The organism is Ornatilinea apprima (assembly GCF_001306115.1).
GTDB lineage: Bacteria > Chloroflexota > Anaerolineae > Anaerolineales > Anaerolineaceae > Ornatilinea > Ornatilinea apprima.
Genome location: NZ_LGCL01000019.1, coordinates 59,650 through 78,507, shown reverse-complemented (window position 1 = coordinate 78,507; position 18,858 = coordinate 59,650). Strand labels below are relative to the sequence as shown.

Sequence of the window (18,858 nt, the reverse complement as noted above, 5' to 3'; positions counted from 1 at the left end):
CGGATGGTCGGTTTACCCTGATGCAAGAACGAATCTCTTTTGCCCTGGCAGCGCGGATTATCTTACCGCTTTGTCTGCTTGTGGCGCTGCAAATCCAGCCAACACCGGTCGCGATTCAGCAGAGCCTCGCCGCGCAGACGCAGCCCGACGCCAGCCCACAGGATCAGGCATACGGCCTGGAACAAGCGCTGGCGCGTGAACCCTGGCGCGCCCAACTTTGGGAGCAGGTAGGGTTTTTGCGGGCGCAAACCGGCGATGACCAGCGGGCTGTGGAAGCCTGGGAAAAAAGCACGTTCCTTTCGGCAAGGGGGAAAGAAGCGCTGGCTGCTTCGTATTTAAGGTTGGGAAACCGCGAGAAGGCGCTGGCTTTGTGGTTGGATGAAATTCATCGGGGACGTGCATCTGAGAGCGCTTTTCGGCAGGCGGTTGGCCTGCTGCGCGAAGAGGGCCGCTTCGATGAGGCGCTGCAGCTTGTGGAGGACTGGCGGCAGGCGCGCCCTGAAAGCGCGGAAGCGGCCTACACCTGGGCGGTGCTGCGCCTGGGGGCCGGGGAAGAGCCGGCCAATCTGCTGGACAGCCTGCAAACCGGGCGCAGTTACTCACCGCAGGCGGCTGACGCGCTGACGGCAGCCATTCAGGCGCTGCCCGCGGAGCGCGACCTCGCCTACCAGAAGATGCGCCTGGCCAGCGTGCTGGCCAGATTCGGCGAGTGGGACGCAGCGCGAGGGCTGCTGGAACAGGCGGTGGAGCTGGAGGGGGCGTCTGCTGAGGCGTGGGCGCTGCTGGGTGAAGCGATATTTCAGACCGGCGGAGATGGTTGGGATGCGTTTGAGCGGGCGCAGGCGTTGAACCCCACCTCGGCGGAGATTAAGGTGCTGCTGGGGCTGCGTTACCGGCAGTCCGGACAGCCTGAGATCGCGCTGGGATACCTGCAAGAAGCAGCCCGCCTGCAGCCCTACGAGGGGCGTTGGCAGGTGGAAATTGCCGAAACGCTGGCCGACCTGGGGCGGATCAGCTCGGCGTTGGAGCATTACACGCAAGCTGTGGCTATCGCTCCGCGCGACTCCGAGATTGCCAAATCGCTGGTGCGCTTCACGGGGAATACCTCGGTTGGAATTCAGACTGTGGGTATCCCGGCGGCGCGCAATTTGATTCTGCTGGATGAACAAGACCCCGAATCGCAGGACTTAATGGGCTGGCTGTTGATGAAGCAGGGTGATACCACCAGCGCGGAGCGGTTTTTTCACCAGGCGCTGCGGCTGCAGGCCGATTATTTGCCTGCACATTACCACCTGGGGCAGTTATACTTGCTGTTAAACCGGCGCGCAGATGCTGCCTATCACCTGATGCTTGTGATCGAGGAGCTGCCAGAGGGGGAGGACATGCGCGCGAACGCCGAGAGACTCTTGAAACCATAGAAAGGGAAACCCGGATGTGATGACGCGACGAAAACTGGCTCTTATTGGGGTTTTTATCATACTGGGAGTCGTGCTTGCTGCCTGCCAGCCGCTTGGGTTTGGCATGGCCTCCAAAGAGCCGGTTGAGCGCGGCGGCGAGCTGCTGGCAGACGACTTTTCTGATCCGCGCAGCGGTTGGGACACCTGGGAAAAGGAAACTTCCTCTGCGGCTTATACCGGAGGGGGACTGTTGCTGCGAGTGAAAGACGCCAACCGGGATTACATCACGCGGGCACACCGTTCATTTCAGGACGTGGACCTGTACGTCAGCGCGGTCAAATTGAGCGGGACCGATAACAATGATTTTGGCATGGTTTGCCGCTACCAGGACGCGGAAAATTTCTACGCACTGCTGGTGAGCAGCGACGGCTACGCGGGCATTATCAAAGTGAAAGACGGCGCGCGGAGCCTGATCAGCGGGGAAACGATGCAGTACAGCGATTTGATTAAGCAGGGAACGGCGGGAAATCGACTGCGCGCGGTGTGCCTGGGCTCTTCATTGGCGTTGTTTGTTAATGACACCATTCTGTTGGTGGCGGAGGACGCCGATTTCAGCAAGGGTGACGTGGGGCTGATTGCCGGGGGGTATGAGGAGGGGGGCGTGGAGATTTTCTTTGACGATTTTAAGGCGCTACAGCCCTGAGCCGACGCGGCACAAATTGGCGGTACAATAGAGGCGCAACGCCAGACAGAAATGGATTAATGGTTAAGCATGAAAGTGTTTGTGGATACGGTCGGCTGCCGGCTGAACCAGAGTGAAATCGAAAAAATTGCCGCTCAATTCCGGGCGGAGGGCTATGAAATTACCGGTGAGGTCAGCGAGGCTGACCTGGTGGTGGTGAATACCTGCGCAGTCACCGCCAGGGCGTCCGCGGATTCGCGCAAGGCCATCCGCCACGCCACGCACGCGGGCAACGCCCAGCTGGTGGTAACCGGCTGTTGGGCAACGCTCTCACCGGATGAAGCCGCGGCCATGCCGGGTGTGAGCCGGGTGGTGAGCAATTTGCAGAAAGACCAGTTAGTGTCGCTGGTGGTGGGGCGCGAGCATGTGTTTGAACCCGAATCGCGCCAACCGCTGCCCGGCGGGCGAAGGCGCACGCGGGCGTTTATCAAAGTTCAGGACGGCTGCAATAACTTCTGCACGTACTGCGTTACGCGCATCGCGCGCGGAGCTGCGCGCAGTGTGACCTCTGAGGAAGTGTTGGCAGAAGTCCGCGCGGCGGCAGCTGGGGGCGCGAAAGAAGCCGTGCTGACGGGGGTGCATTTGGGCTCTTGGGGGCAAGACTTCGCCGAACAGCAACACCTGAAAGACCTGGTTGAATTGATCTTGCAGGAGACATCCATTGCGCGGCTGAGACTGTCTTCGCTGGAGCCGTGGGACCTGGATGAGGAGTTTTTTCGGTTGTGGCAAAATCCGCGGTTGTGCGCGCATTTGCATTTGCCCTTGCAGTCGGGCTGCGCGCGCACGCTAAAACGCATGGCGCGCAAGATTACCCCGGATAATTTTCGCCTGTTGGTCAATAACGCGCGGCGATACGCGCCGGAGATGGCGATCACAACCGATATGATTGTAGGCTTTCCGGGTGAGACGGATGAGGATTTTGAGGAGAGCCTGGCCTTCGCGCGGGAGATGAGCTTCGCGGGCGGGCACGTTTTCGCCTTTTCGCCGCGGGCGGGTACACCAGCTGCCAACTATCCCGATCAGATCGAGAGCCAGGTGAAAAAGGAACGCAGCCAGCGGCTGCGCAAGCTGTTCGCGGAGATGGAAGGCGCGTACGCGCAGCAGTTCATCGGGCGCAGCCTGGATGTGCTGTGGGAAGATCAGAGTGAGGACGGCAGCCTCAAGGGGTTGTCGGGGAACTATTTGAAGGTATGCTCGGCTTCATCTCAAAATTTGTGGAATGAGGTTTCGCGGGTGAAGATTATTCGTAAGAACGGCGGGGACTTATACGGCGAGATTGAGTAATCAAAGATAGAAATGCAAAAGACCTCCTCTTATTATGGAGGTCTTTATTTTTCGCGATGGGGGTGATAAACCTTAACCCAAATTCAACTGGCTGATAATCTCTTTGAGCACCTTGGCTGAATTTTGAAGCCCGGCGATTTCTTCGTTGCTGAGTTCCAATCGCAGGGTGCGCTCGGCGCCGCCGCGGTCTACAATGGTGGGCAGCGAAATGTACACGTCGTCAATGCCGTAATAGTCTTCAATGTAAGAGGAAATGGAGAGAACGGTGCTCTGATCGCGAATGATCGCCTCAGCGATGCGCACCAGGCCAGTCCCGATGGCATAATACGTGGAACCTTTGCGCTCGATGATTTCGTAGGCGGCGTCGCGGGTTTGCTGGAAAATATGGTCGAGGGCATCGTCCTGACAGGACATGCCGTTGGCCGCGCAGAACATGGGCAGGCGCATGCCGGCAATGTTGGCCAGCGACCAGACCGGCACTTCGCTGTCGCCGTGCTCACCGACGATATAGGCGTGCACGCTGCGCGGATCGACGTCAAAGTGCTCGCTCAACAGGTAGCGGAAGCGGGCGGTGTCCAGAATGGTTCCTGACCCGATCACGCGCTTTTTGGGCAGGCCAGAGAGCTTCCAGGAAACGTAAGTGAGAATATCCACCGGGTTGGTGGCGATGAGAATCAGGCCATCGGGGTTGTATTTGACAATTTCGGGGATGATGGAGCGGAAGATCGCTGTGTTGCGCTGAACCAGGTCCAGGCGGGTTTCGCCCGGTTTTTGAGCGGCGCCGGCTGTGACCACCGTGAGGACAGCGCCGGCGCAGTCTTCGTAGGTTCCCGACCAGATGCGGGTGGGGTGGGCGAGCGGGACCGCGTGATTGAGGTCCATGGCCTCACCCTGGGCCTTGGATTTATTCACGTCGATGAGGACGATTTCGGCGGCCAGGCCGCTTAACATCAGGGCATAGGCAAACGTTGCCCCCACGTTGCCCGTGCCAATGATCGCGACACGGGTGGGATTGTGAGTGGATACATTCATCTGATGTTCTCCTGTTTGTTGTTTGATTCCAGCCGGTATTTCACAACCGTTGGTCTGATCCACCTTCCAAAACGAGCCGATTAGGTGTATATTTCAGGTCGATTTTTTCCAGGTTTTGGATTCCTGACCAGTGAATTTATTATAATAGTATTTATGATCGGAAATGGCGAAATCGTTCGTGGAACGATCCGTTCGTATTGGTGGTGAAATCTTATGAATATTAATGAGAATAGTGGCAGTACGGTGGTGCATCGCGCATCAGGGCATGAGCCCAAGCGCGATTGGCGCACCTGGCTGATTGGGCGGCCTTTGCCAACCGCGGATGCTCCGCACCAGACGATTGGCAAAGCGATTGGCCTGGCTGTGTTTGCCTCCGACGCGTTGAGCTCAACGGCTTACGCGACCCAGGAGATGATGGTCATTCTGGCGCTGGCGGGCGCTGGGGCTTTCCATTTTTCCATTCCCCTTTCATTCGGAATTGTTATTTTATTAACAATTCTGACTTTTTCATATGAGCAAACCATCCATGCTTATCCCGGCGGTGGCGGCGCTTATATTGTTGCACGAGACAATCTGGGCGAATTGCCTGCTCAAACTGCAGGGGCCGCTCTGCTCATGGATTATATTCTCACCGTAGCCGTTTCGATTTCCTCTGGTGTGGCTCAAATTGTGTCAGCAGCGCCAACATTGTTTCCATATCGGGTTTGGATTGCGGTGGCATTGGTGATGTTCATTATGGTTATTAATTTACGCGGTGTGAAGGAATCGGGTATCGTTTTCTCTATTCCGACCTACTTTTTTATCATCATGATGTACACCACGGTCATTCTTGGGCTGCTCAAGTATTTTACCGGTTCCTTAATGCCAGTAATTAACCCTCCTGAGATTGAAATGATACACGCGGCACATCCGATTACTTTCTTTTTAATCTTGCGCGCATTCTCCAATGGAACGGCTGCGGTAACGGGTGTGGAAGCGATTTCTAATGGGATTACAGCATTTAGAGAGCCGAGAAGCAAAAATGCCGGTCAGACGTTGATTATCATGGCATTTATCTTGGGAAGTTTGTTATTAGGTATCACCTTTTTATCCTACAATATCGGCGCTTTGCCCTCTGAATCGGAAACTGTTATTTCCCAAATGATGCGGACGATTTATGAAGGGCGTGGCGTGATGTATATTGCCGGTATCGTGGCTACGACCGTTATCCTTGTCATGGCAGCAAACACAGCCTTTGCTGATTTCCCTCGATTGAGCGCGTTGCATGCTGGAGATGGTTTCCTGCCGCGCCAAATGACATTTCGCGGAAGCAGGTTGGTTTATTCATACGGTATCGTGTCGCTTTCTGTGATCGCCAGTCTGCTGATCATCATCTTCCAGGCGAGCGTTACAAATTTGATCCCGTTGTATGCGATTGGTGTGTTCCTTAGTTTTACTTTGTCCCAGTTTGGCATGGCGAGGCGGTGGTGGAAAGTCGGACATCTGCAGCCTGGAGAAGAACGGGTCGAAAAGGGTTCAACTCTTCGCTTTGAAAACGGCTGGCAATATAAGCTGGTCATCAATGGTTTTGGAGCTCTCGTTACCTTTTTGGTAATGATGGTATTTGGAATTACGAAATTTCTCGATGGGGCCTGGATTGTTATCATTCTTACCCCCATATTGGTTAGTATTTTCTATGCAATTCACTTTCATTATAAAAGAGTTGCCAGCAGGCTTTCCCTTACAAATTATAATGTTCCACCAAAAATACGCAGGCACAGAGTGATTTTGACAGTGGGAGGCGTTCACCGAGGTTCATTAACTGCGCTTCGATATGCGCGGATGATAACGGATGATGTTACCGCTGTCCATGTCACCATAGATCCAGAAGAATCTCAACGGATCCAGAAGAAGTGGGAAATTTGGGGGGATGGAGTGCGACTTGTGGTGCTGGATTCTCCATATCGGCTGTTTGTTGAACCACTTTTGGAATATATTGAAGAGATTGCAAAAAATATGCAGCCGAATGAATTATTGACCATAGTGGTTCCCCAGTTTATAGCAAGGGGAAAAGCGACGCAATTATTGCATCAACGGACCGCGGATACTTTGCGAAAAGAACTATTATTTCAGAAAAATATCGTGATCACAGAAGTTCCATATCAATTAGGTGAATAAAGCGAGGAAACGATGAAAGTCGTAGTGGTAGGATGCGGGCGATTAGGCGCGGAACTGGCAAACCGCCTGTACCAGCGCCATCACGAAGTAACGGTGGTGGATAAAGTAGGCGCGTCTTTTGAAAACCTGCCCGCCGGTTTTGAGGGGCGCATGGTGGAAGGCGACGCGCTGAATGAAGATGTGCTCTACCGCGCGGGGCTGGAAAAGGCTTCGGCGGTAGCGCTGGTCACCAATTGCGACGCGCTGAACCTGGTGGTTGGGCACACCACCCGAGAGGTTTATCATATTGATACTGTGGTTGCTCGGAATTATGACCCCGATCTGCGCGGCCTGTTTGAAGACTTTGGCATCCAGGTGATCAGCTCGACCAGTTGGGGTGCGCAGCGGGTGGAGGAGATGCTTTACCATTCGGAAATTCGCACCGTGTTTTCGGCCGGGAACGGCGAAATTGAGGTGTATGAGTTCGCGGTGCCGCGTGAAATTGCCGGGCGGTGTCTGTTGGAGTTGATGCAGGACATTGAGGGCGCGATGATTGTCTCGGTCACGCGGGCGGGCAAAGCGTCGCACCCTGAGCAGGATTTTCGCCTGGAGAGTGGGGATGTGTTGCTGCTCAGCGCGAGTTTTGATGGGATCAGCGCTTTCCGAAACCGGGTGGAAAGCCTGAAGAAAGTGGAGGCGTAAGATGTTCGTTATCGTTGCTGGCGGCGGACGCCTGGGGGCGCAATTGACGCGCTCTTTACTGGCGCAAGATTATCAAGTGCATGTTGTGGAAGACCGGCCTGCAGTACTCTCGCGCCTGCATCGCGAACTGCCAACGGAAACCATTTTTGAGGGAAAAGTGCTTGACCCGAAGGTGCTGGAAGCAGCCGGTATTCAAAAGGCAAATGTGGTGGCTGCCTGCACTGCGATGGATGAGCTGAACCTGGCAATGTGTTATGAGGCGCGCACGCGCTATCATGTGCCGCGCACGGTGGCGCGGGTGAACGACCCCAACCATGCGTGGCTGTTTAATGATATGTTCAAAGTGGATGTAGCGATCAACCAGGCCGACATCATGTCGAAGATTTTGCAGGAAGAGATGTCGATGGGAGACATGATCACGCTGATGAAGCTGCGGCGCGGCAACTATTCGCTGATTGAAGAAAAGATCCCGCCGCGGGCGCAAGCCGTGGGGGTTTCAATTATGAACCTAGGGCTGACCGATCACTGCGTCATCGCGGCAGTGATTCGCAAAGGTGAGGTAACGGTTCCGCGCGGGGTAACGGTTCTGGAAGCCGGTGATGAAATTTTGGCAATCACCGACCAGGCTGGGGCAAACCGCCTGGCCGAACTGCTGCGCGCACGCGAAGATGAGTAAAAAATTAAACGGATTGACGATTGACCACACCGGATGATGCTGATATAATTTGGTGTCTCAATTACAGAGTTTATTATCAATCTATTGATTGAAAGGATGAAGTATGCCGAAACGGACTTACCAACCCAAAATTCGACGCCGCATTCGCGTTCACGGCTTCCGCGCGCGTATGGCCACGTCTGAGGGGCGTGACGTATTGAAACGCCGCCGCCTGAAAGGTCGCCATCATCTGACGACTAAGTCCAACAACCACACAAAACGTCTGCGCTGGTAGCCTGTATCGCCAGATGGTAGGTTGGGAATCGTACCGCAATATGATTGTGAGACGGGATGAAAGGTGAAGCGAGAGTTTCGCCTGAGACGATCTACTGATTTTAAGCGGGTGAGGCGGACAGGTAAATCCTATGCCCACCCGCTTATTGTATTGATTGTTGACCCGGTTGAACAAGGCGGTATTAAAATCGGGATTTCAGCCAGCCACACCGTAGGGAATGCGGTCAACCGCAACCGGGTGAAGCGGCGTTTGCGGGCAGTGATGGACGAACTGCTGCCTGCACTTCAGGCTAATACCGATGTGATTTTGTTGGCACGAAAACCCATTGTTGACGCCAGTTTTGACGATTTGCGCAAGGCGGTTTCAGAGCTTCTGATGCGTGCCGGATTGTTGACAAGAAATTAATGGGCAGTTTCAATTATTTGCCTTCTGATTACCCGAACGAGCCCCGTTTGAGGGATTTGCCGTTTAACCTCAAGACAAGTTTGAGGTGGGTTGCGCTCGCCTTCATACGTGGGTATCAGAAATTGATCTCACCCGCGCTGCCGGCCAATACCTGCCGTTTTTACCCATCTTGCTCGCATTATGGATACCAATCGATCTATAAGCATGGGGCGATTGTGGGAGGGTTGATGGCAGTGTGGCGGGTGTTGCGCTGTAATCCATTTAACGCCGGAGGATACGATCCGGTGCCCGATAGCGCCTGTGAGGCGTTTCCGGTGCTGAGCAAATTCGATCGCTGCCCGGAACACAAAATTCATGAATCATGAAGAGTAAAGAGTAAGAATGAAACCAAAGAAACTACTGATCGTAATTTCCATCCTGATGATAGGGGCGCTGTTGAGCGGCTGTGGAGGCGGACGAGTGATCGGCGCTACCAGTTGGCCGGGGGTTTCGATAGATGAGGATACCATCTTTGTGGCCTATAATACCGAGGTGTATGCGCTGAAAGAAGCTGATGGCAGCCTGATCTGGCGGTACCCGGAAGAACCCAATGCCCGCCGGGCATTTTTTGCCGCACCGGCATACGCAGAGGGCTTGCTGCTGGCAGGCGATTATGCCAATTCGCTCACCGCGCTCAGCCCTGACACCGCTGCGATTAAATGGGCTTTCAATGGAGCCAAGAGCCGCTATGTGGGCAGCCCGCTGCTGCTGGACGATATGATCCTGGCCCCTAACGCTGATCATAACCTCTACGCGCTGGATTTGCAGGGCGCGCTGAAGTGGAAGTTTGAGGCACGGCAGGCTTTATGGTCTCAGCCCATCAGCGATGGCGATGTGGTTTACCTGGCTTCCATGGACCATTACCTGTACGCGCTGGCGCTGAATGACGGCAGTCTGAAATGGGAAAGCGATATGGGCGGTTCGATAGTTGGCAGCCCCACCCTGGCTGATGGTGTTTTGTATGTTGGCACCATTGGCAGTGAAGTGGTGGCTGTCGATGCGGAAACTGGAAAAGACCTGTGGCGATTCGCCACCACTGGCGAGGTCTGGGCGCAGCCGGTGGTGCATGACGGCGTGGTCTTTTTTGGCGACTTAAGAGGCACCCTGTACGGCTTGGACGCGAAAACCGGCGCGCAGTTCTGGAAGGTGGAAAACGCCGGCCAGGTGATTGGAGCGGCAGGCATATTGGAGAACGGGGTGGTGTTTGCTACGGAACAATCCGGCCTGAAAGCTTTTGGTTTTGACGGCAGCCCGCTGTGGTCGCTGTTGATTAATGGTAAACTTTATGGCAGCCCAAAAATAACTGACCAGTATATCCTGGTGGGTGTGAATGAAGGCGACGCGATTGTGGTTGCAGTTGATTTTGGGGGCAATCAACGGTGGGCATTCCAGCCGGAGAAGAAATAGCGAGGATTTGAGATATGTGGGATACGTTAATTATCAGCCCTTTTATTAATGTGCTGCTCTTTATTTACCAGCTGGTGGGCAACTTTGGCGTTGCCATCATGCTCTTCACGATTTTGATTCGCTTGCTGACGCATCCTTTGACAGTTCAGCAGATCAAAGGCTCGACGGCGATGACGAAATTGAATGAAGACAAACGCTGGCAGGAAGCGCAGAAAAAATACGCCAATGATAAAGAAAAGCTGGCGCAGGAACAGATGAAGCTGTACAAAGAGCTGGGTGTCAACCCGATGGCCTCCTGTCTGCCGACGCTGATCCAGTTCCCGATCATCATTGGTTTGTACCAGGCCGTGATCCGCGCGCTGGCCAACACGCCGATTGAGCTGCTGAATCTGACCAAACTGATCAGCCCGGCGCTGTTGAAGGTGTCTGAAATTGTTCCGTTGAACAACACGTTCTTATGGATGGACCTGGGCCAACCCGAGCGGCTGCTGATTCCGGGCCTGAATTTCGGTATTCCGGTGCTGGCAGTTATTGTGGTCGTGACCACGTATATCCAGTCGAAAGTTTTGCAGCCACCGACAACCCCCGGTCAAAATGACCAGGCAGCGATGATGTCGAACATGATGTCGCTGTATATGCCTTTCTTGATGGGTTACCTGGCGCTGACGCTGGCATCGGGGCTGGCACTGTACTTTGTTGTTTCCAATTTGATTGGTATTTTGCAGTACGCGTTGATGGGAAAAGCCAACTGGAAGAACATTCTTCCGGGGCAAAAAGCCACGGCGGCTGCAAATCAAACAAAAGGCCGGTCTTAATTCGACAAGTAGAGGCAAAAAAATGAGTCAAGAAAAAACCACTCTGGAGATCATTGCACCAACCGTTGAAGAAGCTGTTCAAAACGGGGCGGCCCAATTGGGTTTGCCCGTCGAATCGATGGAGGTTGAAGTTCTTGACGCGGGCAGTAAGGGCATCTTCGGGTTGGGCGGAAGGCAGGCGCGCGTGCGTTTGAGCATAAAGGTTTTGGAGCAAGAGCCCAAAGCCGCACAGCCGGTCAAAAGCAAACCTGCCGCCGAACCGGAAATCGAGGAAGATGAGTACGAAGAACCAGAATCGGAAGTTACCGACGAGGCCCTTGCTGTTTCCAAGAAGGTAGTGGAAGACCTGTTGACGAGGATGAAAGTCCACGCTCAGGTGAAGGCGATGTACCAGGAGCAGGAAGAAGGCGAAGAGCCCGTGCTGCTGGTGGATGTGCAAGGAAAGGATCTGAGCATCCTGATCGGCCGACGCTCAGAAACTTTGAATGCCTTGCAGTATATCGCCAACCTGATTGTTGGCAAGCAGTTGGGACGCTGGGTGCCGTTAGTAATTGACATTCAGGGCTACCGCAGCCGCCGCGAGCGGCAGCTGCGCCAGCTGGCGCGCCGGATGGCCGACCAGGCCATTCATACCAACCGGCGGCAGATTCTGGAGCCGATGCCCGCGAATGAGCGCCGGCTGATTCACCTGGAACTGCGCAATCATCCGAAGGTTACCACGCAAAGCGTGGGTGAAGAGCCTTACCGCAAGGTGTCGATCTTCATCAAAAAGAACTAATCATTCCGCAGGACATCTCGCAAGAGAGGTTGAGGCGTTCTTTCTAGACAAAGCTGGAAAGAACGCCTCATGCCTTTAAGGAGAGATGGTCCGGCTGCTTTTTGATGGAAGAAAAAGCGCGGATCAGGCAAGGAAACGCCCAATCCGCTTCAAAACCTGAAAATTTCGGAGTGTGCTGCGCGCACCACGATCAGCGGCCAGATTCGGGATGGAGAAATGGTGTTCTTAAGGGGGAGTCAGGTATAATTTCGTTAATCCGTTCCGCTGACTGCTTTGTTGTGACGCCGCTTCTTAATGGACCAGAGAAGTAAAGGGGGGGCGCGGTCAAGTCAGCCGAAGGGGTGATGAATCTACTTTTTCCACCTTTTTGTGAAGAAGGTGGCAAACATTGAAGAGGTGAAACCATGCGAGCTGTGGACATCATTATCAAGAAGCGCGACCACGAAGTATTAACCCGCGAGGAAATCGATTTTTTTGTGAGCGGGTTCAGTAAGAATGAAATTCCCGATTACCAGGTAGCCGCCTGGGCGATGGCAGTTTTGCTCAACGGCATGACGGATCAGGAAACCACTGACCTGACGCTGGCTATGGTGCGCTCGGGTGAGATGCTGGATTTCAGTCATGTGGTCGACACGGTGGTAGACAAGCACTCGACCGGTGGGGTGGGGGATAAAACCACCCTGGTGGTAGCCCCGATTGTGGCGGCTTGCGGGCTGCCGGTGGGAAAAATGTCTGGTCGGGGATTGGGATTCAGCGGGGGCACGCTGGACAAGATGGAATCGATTCCCGGTTACCGTGTAGACCTGACGCGTGATGAGTTTGTGCGCCAGTTGAAAGAGGTGGGCATTGTGCTTTCTGGCCAGAGCGCGGACCTGGCCCCGGCCGATGGCAAGCTGTACGCGCTGCGAGATGTAACCGGCACGGTGCCTTCGATGCCGCTGATTGCTTCGTCGGTGATGAGCAAGAAGATCGCCGCGGGGGCGAACGCCATTCTGCTGGATGTGAAAACCGGCGTGGGCGCGTTTATGGAGACCGAGGAAGACGCGCGCAAACTGGCTGAACTGATGGTGGCGATCGGCAAGCTGAGCGGGCGCAAAGTGATTGGCATGATTTCGGACATGAACCAGCCGCTAGGATTCGCGGTGGGCAATGCGCTGGAAGTGAAAGAGGCGATTGACGCGCTGCACGGCGAGGGGCCGGATGACTTTATGGAGCACTGCCTGGTGGTTTCCAGTTACATGCTGCTGATGGCGAAGCGGGCCGAGACGCTGGATGATGCGCGGGAGATGTGCGAGCGTTCGATTGCCGATGGCAGCGCGTTGGAGATGTTCAAAAAACTGGTAGCGGCGCAGGGCGGAGACGTGAGTTATGTGGATCACCCGGAAAAGCTGCCCCAGGCCAGCCTGGTGGAGACAATCACAGCCAGCCAGGATGGTTTTGTGCAGCAGATCAACGCGCGGGAGATCGGTGAGACGTCGGTGGAGCTGGGCGCGGGGCGCGCCCGAAAGGGTGACCCGGTGGATCACGCGGTGGGGATTGTGGTGCATTGCAAGGTGGGCGACGCGGTGAAGCAAGGTGAGGAGCTGGCCAGCGTTCACGCCAATGATGAGGCGAAGCTCTCCGCGGCGGTGGAGCGGGTGAAGGGCGCGTTTGTGGTTGGCAGTGAAGCGTGCGAGCCGCTGCCGCTGTTTTACGGCGTGATTGAGTAATCATAGGCAAAATCGTGGGGTGGGGTTGTATGCCGAAGAAGGTGACGCGGCTAACCCCACCCTTCATCTTCCTTACGCCTGAGCTGTGTAGGCAGAATATCCTGACGCGTTGATTTTTTGCGGTTTTTATGGGATAATCGGGCCATCAAAAGCGATGATGGAAACGAGTAAGCCTACTCTGTTTCGCCAGCGAGCCCGGGGTTGGTGTGAGCCGGGTCGAAGCGACAGGCTGAAAATCCTTCCGGAGCCGCAAGCTGAACACAGGGAACTGTCAGTAGGTGCGCCGGATGCGCCTTCCGTTAGCAGGGCGCGGGCCTATCGCCATAAACGATGCGCCCGACAGAGCGCTCAGATTGTCTGAGAACCAGGGTGGTACCGCGGGAGAATTTCTCTCGTCCCTGACCGGGACGAGAATTTTGTTTTTAACCGATCAGTTAACGCCATGATTCGTTATTGATGGAGGAGGTAGGATGTTCAAACCAGTTTCTTCAAAGCTCAACGTGAACTTGATGGAAGAGGGCGTGCTGCGCTTCTGGAAGTCGCATGATATTTTCCATGAATCAATGCGGCAGCGGGAAGGCGGGCCGGAGTATGTGTTTTTTGAAGGGCCACCAACCGCCAACGGCAAGCCCGGTGTGCACCATGTGCTGGCGCGCGCGTTTAAGGATATCTTCCCACGCTACAAGACGATGAAAGGGTATCACGTCTCGCGGCGGGGAGGCTGGGATACGCACGGCCTGCCAGTGGAGATTGGCGTGGAAAAAAGCCTGGGATTCACCAACAAACAGCAAATCGAAGATTACGGCATCGACCGCTTTAACGAGCTGTGCCGCGAGTCGGCTTTTCATTACATTAAAGAGTGGGAGCGGTTGACGGAGCGCATCGCTTTTTGGGTAGACCTGGATACAGCCTACATCACCTACAAAAACGAATATATCGAAACCAACTGGTGGATTCTGAAAAACTTCTGGGAGAAGGGTCTGCTGTACCAGGGTTTCAAAGTGGTGCCTTATTGCCCGCGCTGCGGCACGCCGCTCTCTGACCATGAGGTGGCGCAAGGCTACGATGAAGCCGAAGATCCCTCGATCTATGTGCGCATGCCGCTGGTTGATTATCCAGACACGTCGCTGCTGGTGTGGACGACCACACCCTGGACGCTGCCGGCCAATGTGGCGGTGGCGGCTGGCCCGGAAGTGGACTATGTGCAGGTGGAGCGCGCGCTGGAAGAAGGCGGGAGTGAGAAGCTGATCCTGGCCAAGAACCTGGTGGAAAAGGTGTTTGGCGAGGAGCCGGTGACGGTGCTGAAGGAAATGAAGGGCAAAGACCTGAAAGGGTTAAAGTACAAACCGCTCTTTACCTTCATCCCCTCCGATAAACCGGCGCACTTTGTGGCTTTAGCCGATTATGTGTCGGTGGAAGACGGCACCGGCCTGGTACATACTGCGCCCGCGTTTGGCGCTGAAGATATGTCACTGGCGTTGGAATGGGACCTGCCGGTGATTATGACCGTTACCGACGACGGCACCTTCCGCTCGGAAGTGCGCCCGTGGGCGGGCCTGTTTGTCAAAGACGCCGATCCGTTGATCATCGAGGATCTGGTGCAGCGCGGGCTGATGTTCCGGGTGGGGCGCATCACCCACACCTACCCGTTCTGCTGGCGCTGCGACACCCCGCTGCTGTACTACGCGCGGCCTACCTGGTACATCCGCACCAGCCAGTTGAAAGACCGCCTGGTGGCGCTGAATGAGAAGATCAACTGGTACCCCGGACATATTAAGAACGGCCGTTTTGGCAATTGGCTGGAGAACAATATCGACTGGGCGCTGGGGCGCGAGCGCTACTGGGGAACGCCGCTGCCCGTGTGGGAATGCGACAATTGCCATTCACAACACTGCATTGGCTCGGTGGCCGAGCTTTCGGAGAAGGTCGGTTATGATTTGAGCAAATCCGACCTGCACCGCCCACATGTGGACCGGCTGAGCTGGAAATGTGCCGAGTGTGGCGGAACGATGCGGCGTGTGCCGGAGCTGATTGATGTGTGGTTTGATTCTGGCGCGATGCCGGTGAGCCAATGGCACTACCCGTTTGAAAATATGGAAACCTTCAAGAACCAGTTCCCGGCTGACTTCATCTGTGAGGCCGTGGATCAGACACGCGGCTGGTTCTATTCGCTGCACGCCATCAGCACGCTGCTGTTCGACTCGGAGTGCTTCAAAAACGTCATCTGCCTGGGCCTGATTTTGGACGCGGAAGGACAGAAGATGTCCAAATCGCGCGGGAATGTGGTGGAGCCGTGGGATGTGATCAACCAGAACGGCGCGGACGCAATGCGTTGGTATCTGTACACCGCCAGCCCGCCAGGGCAGGAGCGGCGCTTCTCGGCGGATTTGGTGTCGGAAGTGGTGCGCAATTTCACGCTTACGTTGTGGAATACGTATTCCTTCTTTGTAACGTACGCCAATCTGGACGGCTGGCAGCCGCAGGCCGGAGTAACGCCAGAGTACAGCGCGCTGGATCGCTGGCTGCTTTCGGCGCTGCACACCCTGACCCGCGATGTGAGCAACGCGCTGGAAAATTATGATGTGCTGGGCGCAACCCGGCCGATTGAAACCTTTGTTGACCAGCTTTCCAATTGGTACCTGCGCCGCTCGCGCCGCCGTTTCTGGAAGAGCGAGTCGGATGGGGATAAATACGCAGCGTACGCCACACTGTATGAGGCGCTGGCTACGATCAGCAAGCTGCTGGCCCCGACTATGCCGTTTATGGCGGAGGAACTTTACCAGAATTTGGTGCGCAGCGTGGAAAGCGGCGCGCCCGCTTCAGTTCATCTGGCTGCCTGGCCGGAATACAACCCGGATTGGGTGGACGAGAAGTTGAACCGGGAAATGACCCTGGTGATGAAGCTGGTGTCGGTGGGGCACGCGGCACGCAACAAGGCCAATATGAAGGTGCGCCAGCCGCTGGCCGAAGCGGCGTTCTCGCTGGGTAGCGCGGACGAACGCAACGCGGTGATGCAGCATGCCGATTTGTTGATGGACGAGCTGAACGTGAAAGCCGTGCGAGTGCTGGATGCAGCCGCCGAGGCGGTTTCTTACACGCTGAACCCGCTGCCCAAGCAGTTGGGGCAGAAATACGGCAAGTTGTTCCCGGCCATCCGGCAGGCGGTGATGGCTCTACGCGCGGACGACGCGGCGCGCAGTCTGCTGGATAACCTGCCGGTCACTGTTGAAGTGGACGGCCAGACGTTTGATCTGCTGCCGGAAGAAGTGGAAGTGCGCGCCATGGCGCGGGAAGGCTACACAGTGGCCAACGAGGGCGCGTACCTGGCCGCTCTGGTTACCGACCTGACGCCCGATCTGGTGAATGAAGGCCTGGCGCGCGAATTTGTGCGCCGTGTGCAAGACCTGCGCAAGAAGGCTGAGTTGGAAATTTCAGACCGGATTGAAGTCGTTTACCAGGCTTCGCCCGGCCTGCAAACCGCCGTGGAAGCTTTCAAAGAGTACATCATGGCCGAAACGCTGGCCGTGAACCTGCGCGCCGGCAGCTTGCCGGAAGGCACGCCTGTGATGGAAGACCAGTTTGACCAGCAAAAGCTGACCGTGGCGCTCAAGAAAGCCTGACTGGTTTTGTGAACGGTTAGTCCCCTGCCGAGGTTTCTGCGCGGCAGGGGATTATTGTCTCTTGCCCAATGGGTATTCCGGAGTGGTTGGAAGCAGGATTCGGTCTGCATGCTTGGATGGGCGGCTTGTGATGGGGAATGGATGCCGCTAGAATGGAAGTAGAACCGCGCGATTTGGGAGGTGCTGATCGCCGGGTGAGATGGATACGGGTATAACGGAGAGCTGCTGTGCGCATTGGATTAATGATTTATGGAGAGCTGGCCAATTTATCGGGTGGGTACATTTATGACCGCCAGTTGGTGGACTATTTAACTGCCCAGGGTGATGTGGTGGAGGTGATCTCGATGCCGTGGCGGGATTATCCGCTGCGGTTGTTAGAGAATCTGGACCGCAAACTGATCCAGAGGTTGGCCAATCTGGAAGTGGATGTGCTGCTGCAAGACGAGCTGAATCACCCTTCGCTGTTTCTGGTCAACCGCTGGATAAAGAAACAGGCCTGCTATCCGATTGTTTCCATAGTGCATCACCTGCGCAGCAATGAAGTTCATTCCACGCTGGAGCACTGGGTCTACCAGCGGGTGGAGCGCGCTTATTTGAAGTCGGTGGATGCGTTTGTATACAACAGCCGCACCACCAGTGTGGCGGTGCAGGCGTTAATGGGCGGGCCAACCCGGCATGTAATCGCTTATCCGGGCGGGGACCGGCTTGGGAAAGGCATTCGCCTGGAAGAGATTTCGCAGCGCGCGCATACGCCCGGTCCGCTGCGGATTGTGTTTTTGGGCAATCTGATTCCGCGTAAGGGGCTGCACACGCTGTTGCACGCGGTGGCGAGCATCAAAGAAACCAACTGGACGCTGGACGTGATTGGCCGGCTGGATGCTGACCCGCTCTATTCGGGTGAGATGCAGCATTTGTCGCGCACGCTGGGGTTGACCAAGCGGGTTCTCTTCCGCGGGCAGGTGGACGACGGGGATGTGATGGAGACGCTGCGGACAAGTCACCTGATGGTGGTGCCTTCCAGTTATGAAGGGTTTGGCATTATTTATCTGGAGGCAATGGGGTACGGCGTAATTCCGGTGGCGACCACCGCCGGGGCTGCGAGCGAGATTATTCAGCATGGCGAAAATGGGTATTTGATCCAGCCGGATAACCAGGGCGCGCTGGCCTCTTTGATTGAGGGTCTGGCAGAAAACCGCCACCGCCTGGAGCAGGTGAGCCTGGCGGCGCGTGCTCATTTTGACGCCTTTCCCACCTGGCAAACCGGCGCGGAAAAGATCCGCCAGTTCTTGCAGGCATTGAGCGAGGAATGAGGGCTGCCGGATGGGGGCGGATGAGGCGAAAAAAGCCAGAACCACAGTGGAAGTAACCATGAATCTGCCGCCCGCGCGCGGCAGTTATGTCCTATTGTTTGAAAACCCGGCAGACGCCAACCTGCGGGTGGGAAAGCTGGGGTGGGTGAACTTCCCGGCGGGGTATTATGTCTATTTTGGCAGCGCGAAAGGCAGTGGGGGCATCCGCGGGCGGGTAGGCCGGCATTTGCGCAGCGAGAAAAAGGCGCACTGGCATATTGACGCCGTGCTGCAAGGGATGCGGGTGATCGCGGTGGGGTATGCGGAGGGGGAAGAACCATACGAGTGCATCTGGAGCCGGCGCGCGTCCGAAGAAAGGGGGTGGGACGTTCCCGCGGCTGGTTTGGGGGCCAGCGACTGCCGGGCGGGGTGCCCGGCGCATTTGTTTTTCTGTGGAGAAAAAGTTATCGTGCTGGAAGATTTGGATGCCCGCATGACGGTGATGTTTCTTCTCTCAAACTTGTAGGCTACAGACCGATAAAGTCGGTTGGAT

The 18,858-nt window shown here is 55.7% G+C and carries 17 protein-coding genes and 1 other annotated feature; of the genes, 16 read left to right on the top strand and 1 reads right to left on the bottom strand.

What is annotated here, in order from left to right; all coding sequences use genetic code 11:
* The first annotated feature begins 20 nt into the window (after positions 1-20).
* The 3 genes from ADN00_RS07295 to mtaB all read left to right on the top strand — a co-directional run bounded on the left by ADN00_RS07295 (position 21) and on the right by mtaB (position 3,423).
* Complete coding sequence (locus ADN00_RS07295; protein WP_075062305.1) at positions 21-1,418, top strand: tetratricopeptide repeat protein; 1,398 nt, start codon at positions 21-23, stop codon at positions 1,416-1,418.
* 19 nt (positions 1,419-1,437) lie between these two features.
* Positions 1,438-2,100: a hypothetical protein gene (locus tag ADN00_RS07290; RefSeq protein WP_075062304.1), complete on the top strand. Its 663-nt coding sequence runs from the start codon at positions 1,438-1,440 to the stop codon at positions 2,098-2,100.
* A gap of 69 nt (positions 2,101-2,169) precedes the next feature.
* Entirely contained in the window at positions 2,170-3,423 is a 1,254-nt protein-coding gene (mtaB, locus tag ADN00_RS07285) for a tRNA (N(6)-L-threonylcarbamoyladenosine(37)-C(2))-methylthiotransferase MtaB (protein WP_075062303.1), read from the top strand.
* 72 nt (positions 3,424-3,495) lie between these two features.
* Here the strand turns inward: mtaB and ADN00_RS07280 are convergent, their stop codons facing one another.
* Positions 3,496-4,455 carry an L-lactate dehydrogenase gene (locus ADN00_RS07280; RefSeq protein WP_075062302.1) on the bottom strand — a complete coding sequence of 320 codons (960 nt, stop codon included), beginning with the start codon at positions 4,453-4,455 and terminating at the stop codon, positions 3,496-3,498.
* Positions 4,456-4,668: 213 nt separating this feature from the next.
* Here ADN00_RS07280 and ADN00_RS07275 point away from each other — a divergent pair, with 213 nt between their 5' ends.
* From ADN00_RS07275 to ADN00_RS07215, 13 genes are all read left to right on the top strand, one after another.
* Entirely contained in the window at positions 4,669-6,612 is a 1,944-nt protein-coding gene (locus tag ADN00_RS07275; RefSeq protein WP_082389967.1) for an APC family permease, read from the top strand.
* 12 nt (positions 6,613-6,624) lie between these two features.
* Positions 6,625-7,293 (top strand): potassium channel family protein, encoded by a 669-nt coding sequence (locus ADN00_RS07270; protein ID WP_075062301.1) that lies wholly within the window; start codon positions 6,625-6,627, stop codon positions 7,291-7,293.
* Between the two features lies 1 nt (position 7,294).
* Entirely contained in the window at positions 7,295-7,969 is a 675-nt protein-coding gene (locus ADN00_RS07265; protein ID WP_075062300.1) for a potassium channel family protein, read from the top strand.
* Between the two features lie 103 nt (positions 7,970-8,072).
* Positions 8,073-8,243 (top strand): 50S ribosomal protein L34, encoded by a 171-nt coding sequence (gene rpmH, locus ADN00_RS07260; protein WP_075062299.1) that lies wholly within the window; start codon positions 8,073-8,075, stop codon positions 8,241-8,243.
* Between the two features lie 63 nt (positions 8,244-8,306).
* Positions 8,307-8,648, top strand: coding sequence for a ribonuclease P protein component (gene rnpA / locus ADN00_RS07255; protein WP_075062298.1), 342 nt, complete (start codon positions 8,307-8,309; stop codon positions 8,646-8,648).
* A complete protein-coding gene (gene yidD, locus ADN00_RS07250) occupies positions 8,648-9,013 on the top strand; it encodes a membrane protein insertion efficiency factor YidD (RefSeq protein ID WP_201781161.1) in 366 nt (121 codons plus the stop codon). Before rnpA ends, yidD begins: the two co-directional genes overlap by 1 nt.
* A gap of 16 nt (positions 9,014-9,029) precedes the next feature.
* Positions 9,030-10,094, top strand: a complete 1,065-nt coding sequence (locus tag ADN00_RS07245) for a PQQ-binding-like beta-propeller repeat protein (protein WP_082389966.1) — start codon at positions 9,030-9,032, stop codon at positions 10,092-10,094.
* 14 nt (positions 10,095-10,108) lie between these two features.
* The gene (locus tag ADN00_RS07240) at positions 10,109-10,909 is read left to right on the top strand and encodes a YidC/Oxa1 family membrane protein insertase (protein WP_075062296.1); all 801 of its coding nucleotides are present in this window, start codon (positions 10,109-10,111) and stop codon (positions 10,907-10,909) included.
* Positions 10,910-10,931: 22 nt separating this feature from the next.
* Positions 10,932-11,687, top strand: coding sequence for an RNA-binding cell elongation regulator Jag/EloR (jag, locus tag ADN00_RS07235; protein WP_075062295.1), 756 nt, complete (start codon positions 10,932-10,934; stop codon positions 11,685-11,687).
* A gap of 404 nt (positions 11,688-12,091) precedes the next feature.
* Complete coding sequence (locus ADN00_RS07230; protein ID WP_075062294.1) at positions 12,092-13,396, top strand: pyrimidine-nucleoside phosphorylase; 1,305 nt, start codon at positions 12,092-12,094, stop codon at positions 13,394-13,396.
* A 145-nt stretch (positions 13,397-13,541) separates the two neighbouring features.
* Positions 13,542-13,799 (top strand) — a binding site (T-box leader).
* 67 nt (positions 13,800-13,866) lie between these two features.
* The gene (ileS, locus tag ADN00_RS07225) at positions 13,867-17,016 is read left to right on the top strand and encodes an isoleucine--tRNA ligase (RefSeq protein WP_075062293.1); all 3,150 of its coding nucleotides are present in this window, start codon (positions 13,867-13,869) and stop codon (positions 17,014-17,016) included.
* Between the two features lie 227 nt (positions 17,017-17,243).
* Positions 17,244-18,326: a glycosyltransferase family 4 protein gene (locus ADN00_RS07220; protein ID WP_075062292.1), complete on the top strand. Its 1,083-nt coding sequence runs from the start codon at positions 17,244-17,246 to the stop codon at positions 18,324-18,326.
* 58 nt (positions 18,327-18,384) lie between these two features.
* A complete protein-coding gene (locus ADN00_RS07215) occupies positions 18,385-18,831 on the top strand; it encodes a GIY-YIG nuclease family protein (RefSeq protein ID WP_160317484.1) in 447 nt (148 codons plus the stop codon).
* The last annotated feature ends 27 nt before the right edge of the window (positions 18,832-18,858 follow it).

Coding starts and splice junctions, on each gene's coding strand:
- ADN00_RS07275 (WP_082389967.1), top strand. CDS start 4,669: ATGAATATTAATGAGAATAGTGGCAGTACGGTGGTGCATCGCGCATCA.
- ADN00_RS07240 (WP_075062296.1), top strand. CDS start 10,109: ATGTGGGATACGTTAATTATCAGCCCTTTTATTAATGTGCTGCTCTTT.
- ADN00_RS07215 (WP_160317484.1), top strand. CDS start 18,385: ATGAATCTGCCGCCCGCGCGCGGCAGTTATGTCCTATTGTTTGAAAAC.
- ADN00_RS07270 (WP_075062301.1), top strand. CDS start 6,625: ATGAAAGTCGTAGTGGTAGGATGCGGGCGATTAGGCGCGGAACTGGCA.
- jag (WP_075062295.1), top strand. CDS start 10,932: ATGAGTCAAGAAAAAACCACTCTGGAGATCATTGCACCAACCGTTGAA.
- ADN00_RS07295 (WP_075062305.1), top strand. CDS start 21: ATGCAAGAACGAATCTCTTTTGCCCTGGCAGCGCGGATTATCTTACCG.
- ADN00_RS07265 (WP_075062300.1), top strand. CDS start 7,295: ATGTTCGTTATCGTTGCTGGCGGCGGACGCCTGGGGGCGCAATTGACG.
- ileS (WP_075062293.1), top strand. CDS start 13,867: ATGTTCAAACCAGTTTCTTCAAAGCTCAACGTGAACTTGATGGAAGAG.
- ADN00_RS07290 (WP_075062304.1), top strand. CDS start 1,438: ATGACGCGACGAAAACTGGCTCTTATTGGGGTTTTTATCATACTGGGA.
- ADN00_RS07230 (WP_075062294.1), top strand. CDS start 12,092: ATGCGAGCTGTGGACATCATTATCAAGAAGCGCGACCACGAAGTATTA.
- yidD (WP_201781161.1), top strand. CDS start 8,648: ATGGGCAGTTTCAATTATTTGCCTTCTGATTACCCGAACGAGCCCCGT.
- ADN00_RS07245 (WP_082389966.1), top strand. CDS start 9,030: ATGAAACCAAAGAAACTACTGATCGTAATTTCCATCCTGATGATAGGG.
- rpmH (WP_075062299.1), top strand. CDS start 8,073: ATGCCGAAACGGACTTACCAACCCAAAATTCGACGCCGCATTCGCGTT.
- mtaB (WP_075062303.1), top strand. CDS start 2,170: ATGAAAGTGTTTGTGGATACGGTCGGCTGCCGGCTGAACCAGAGTGAA.
- ADN00_RS07280 (WP_075062302.1), bottom strand. CDS start 4,455: ATGAATGTATCCACTCACAATCCCACCCGTGTCGCGATCATTGGCACG.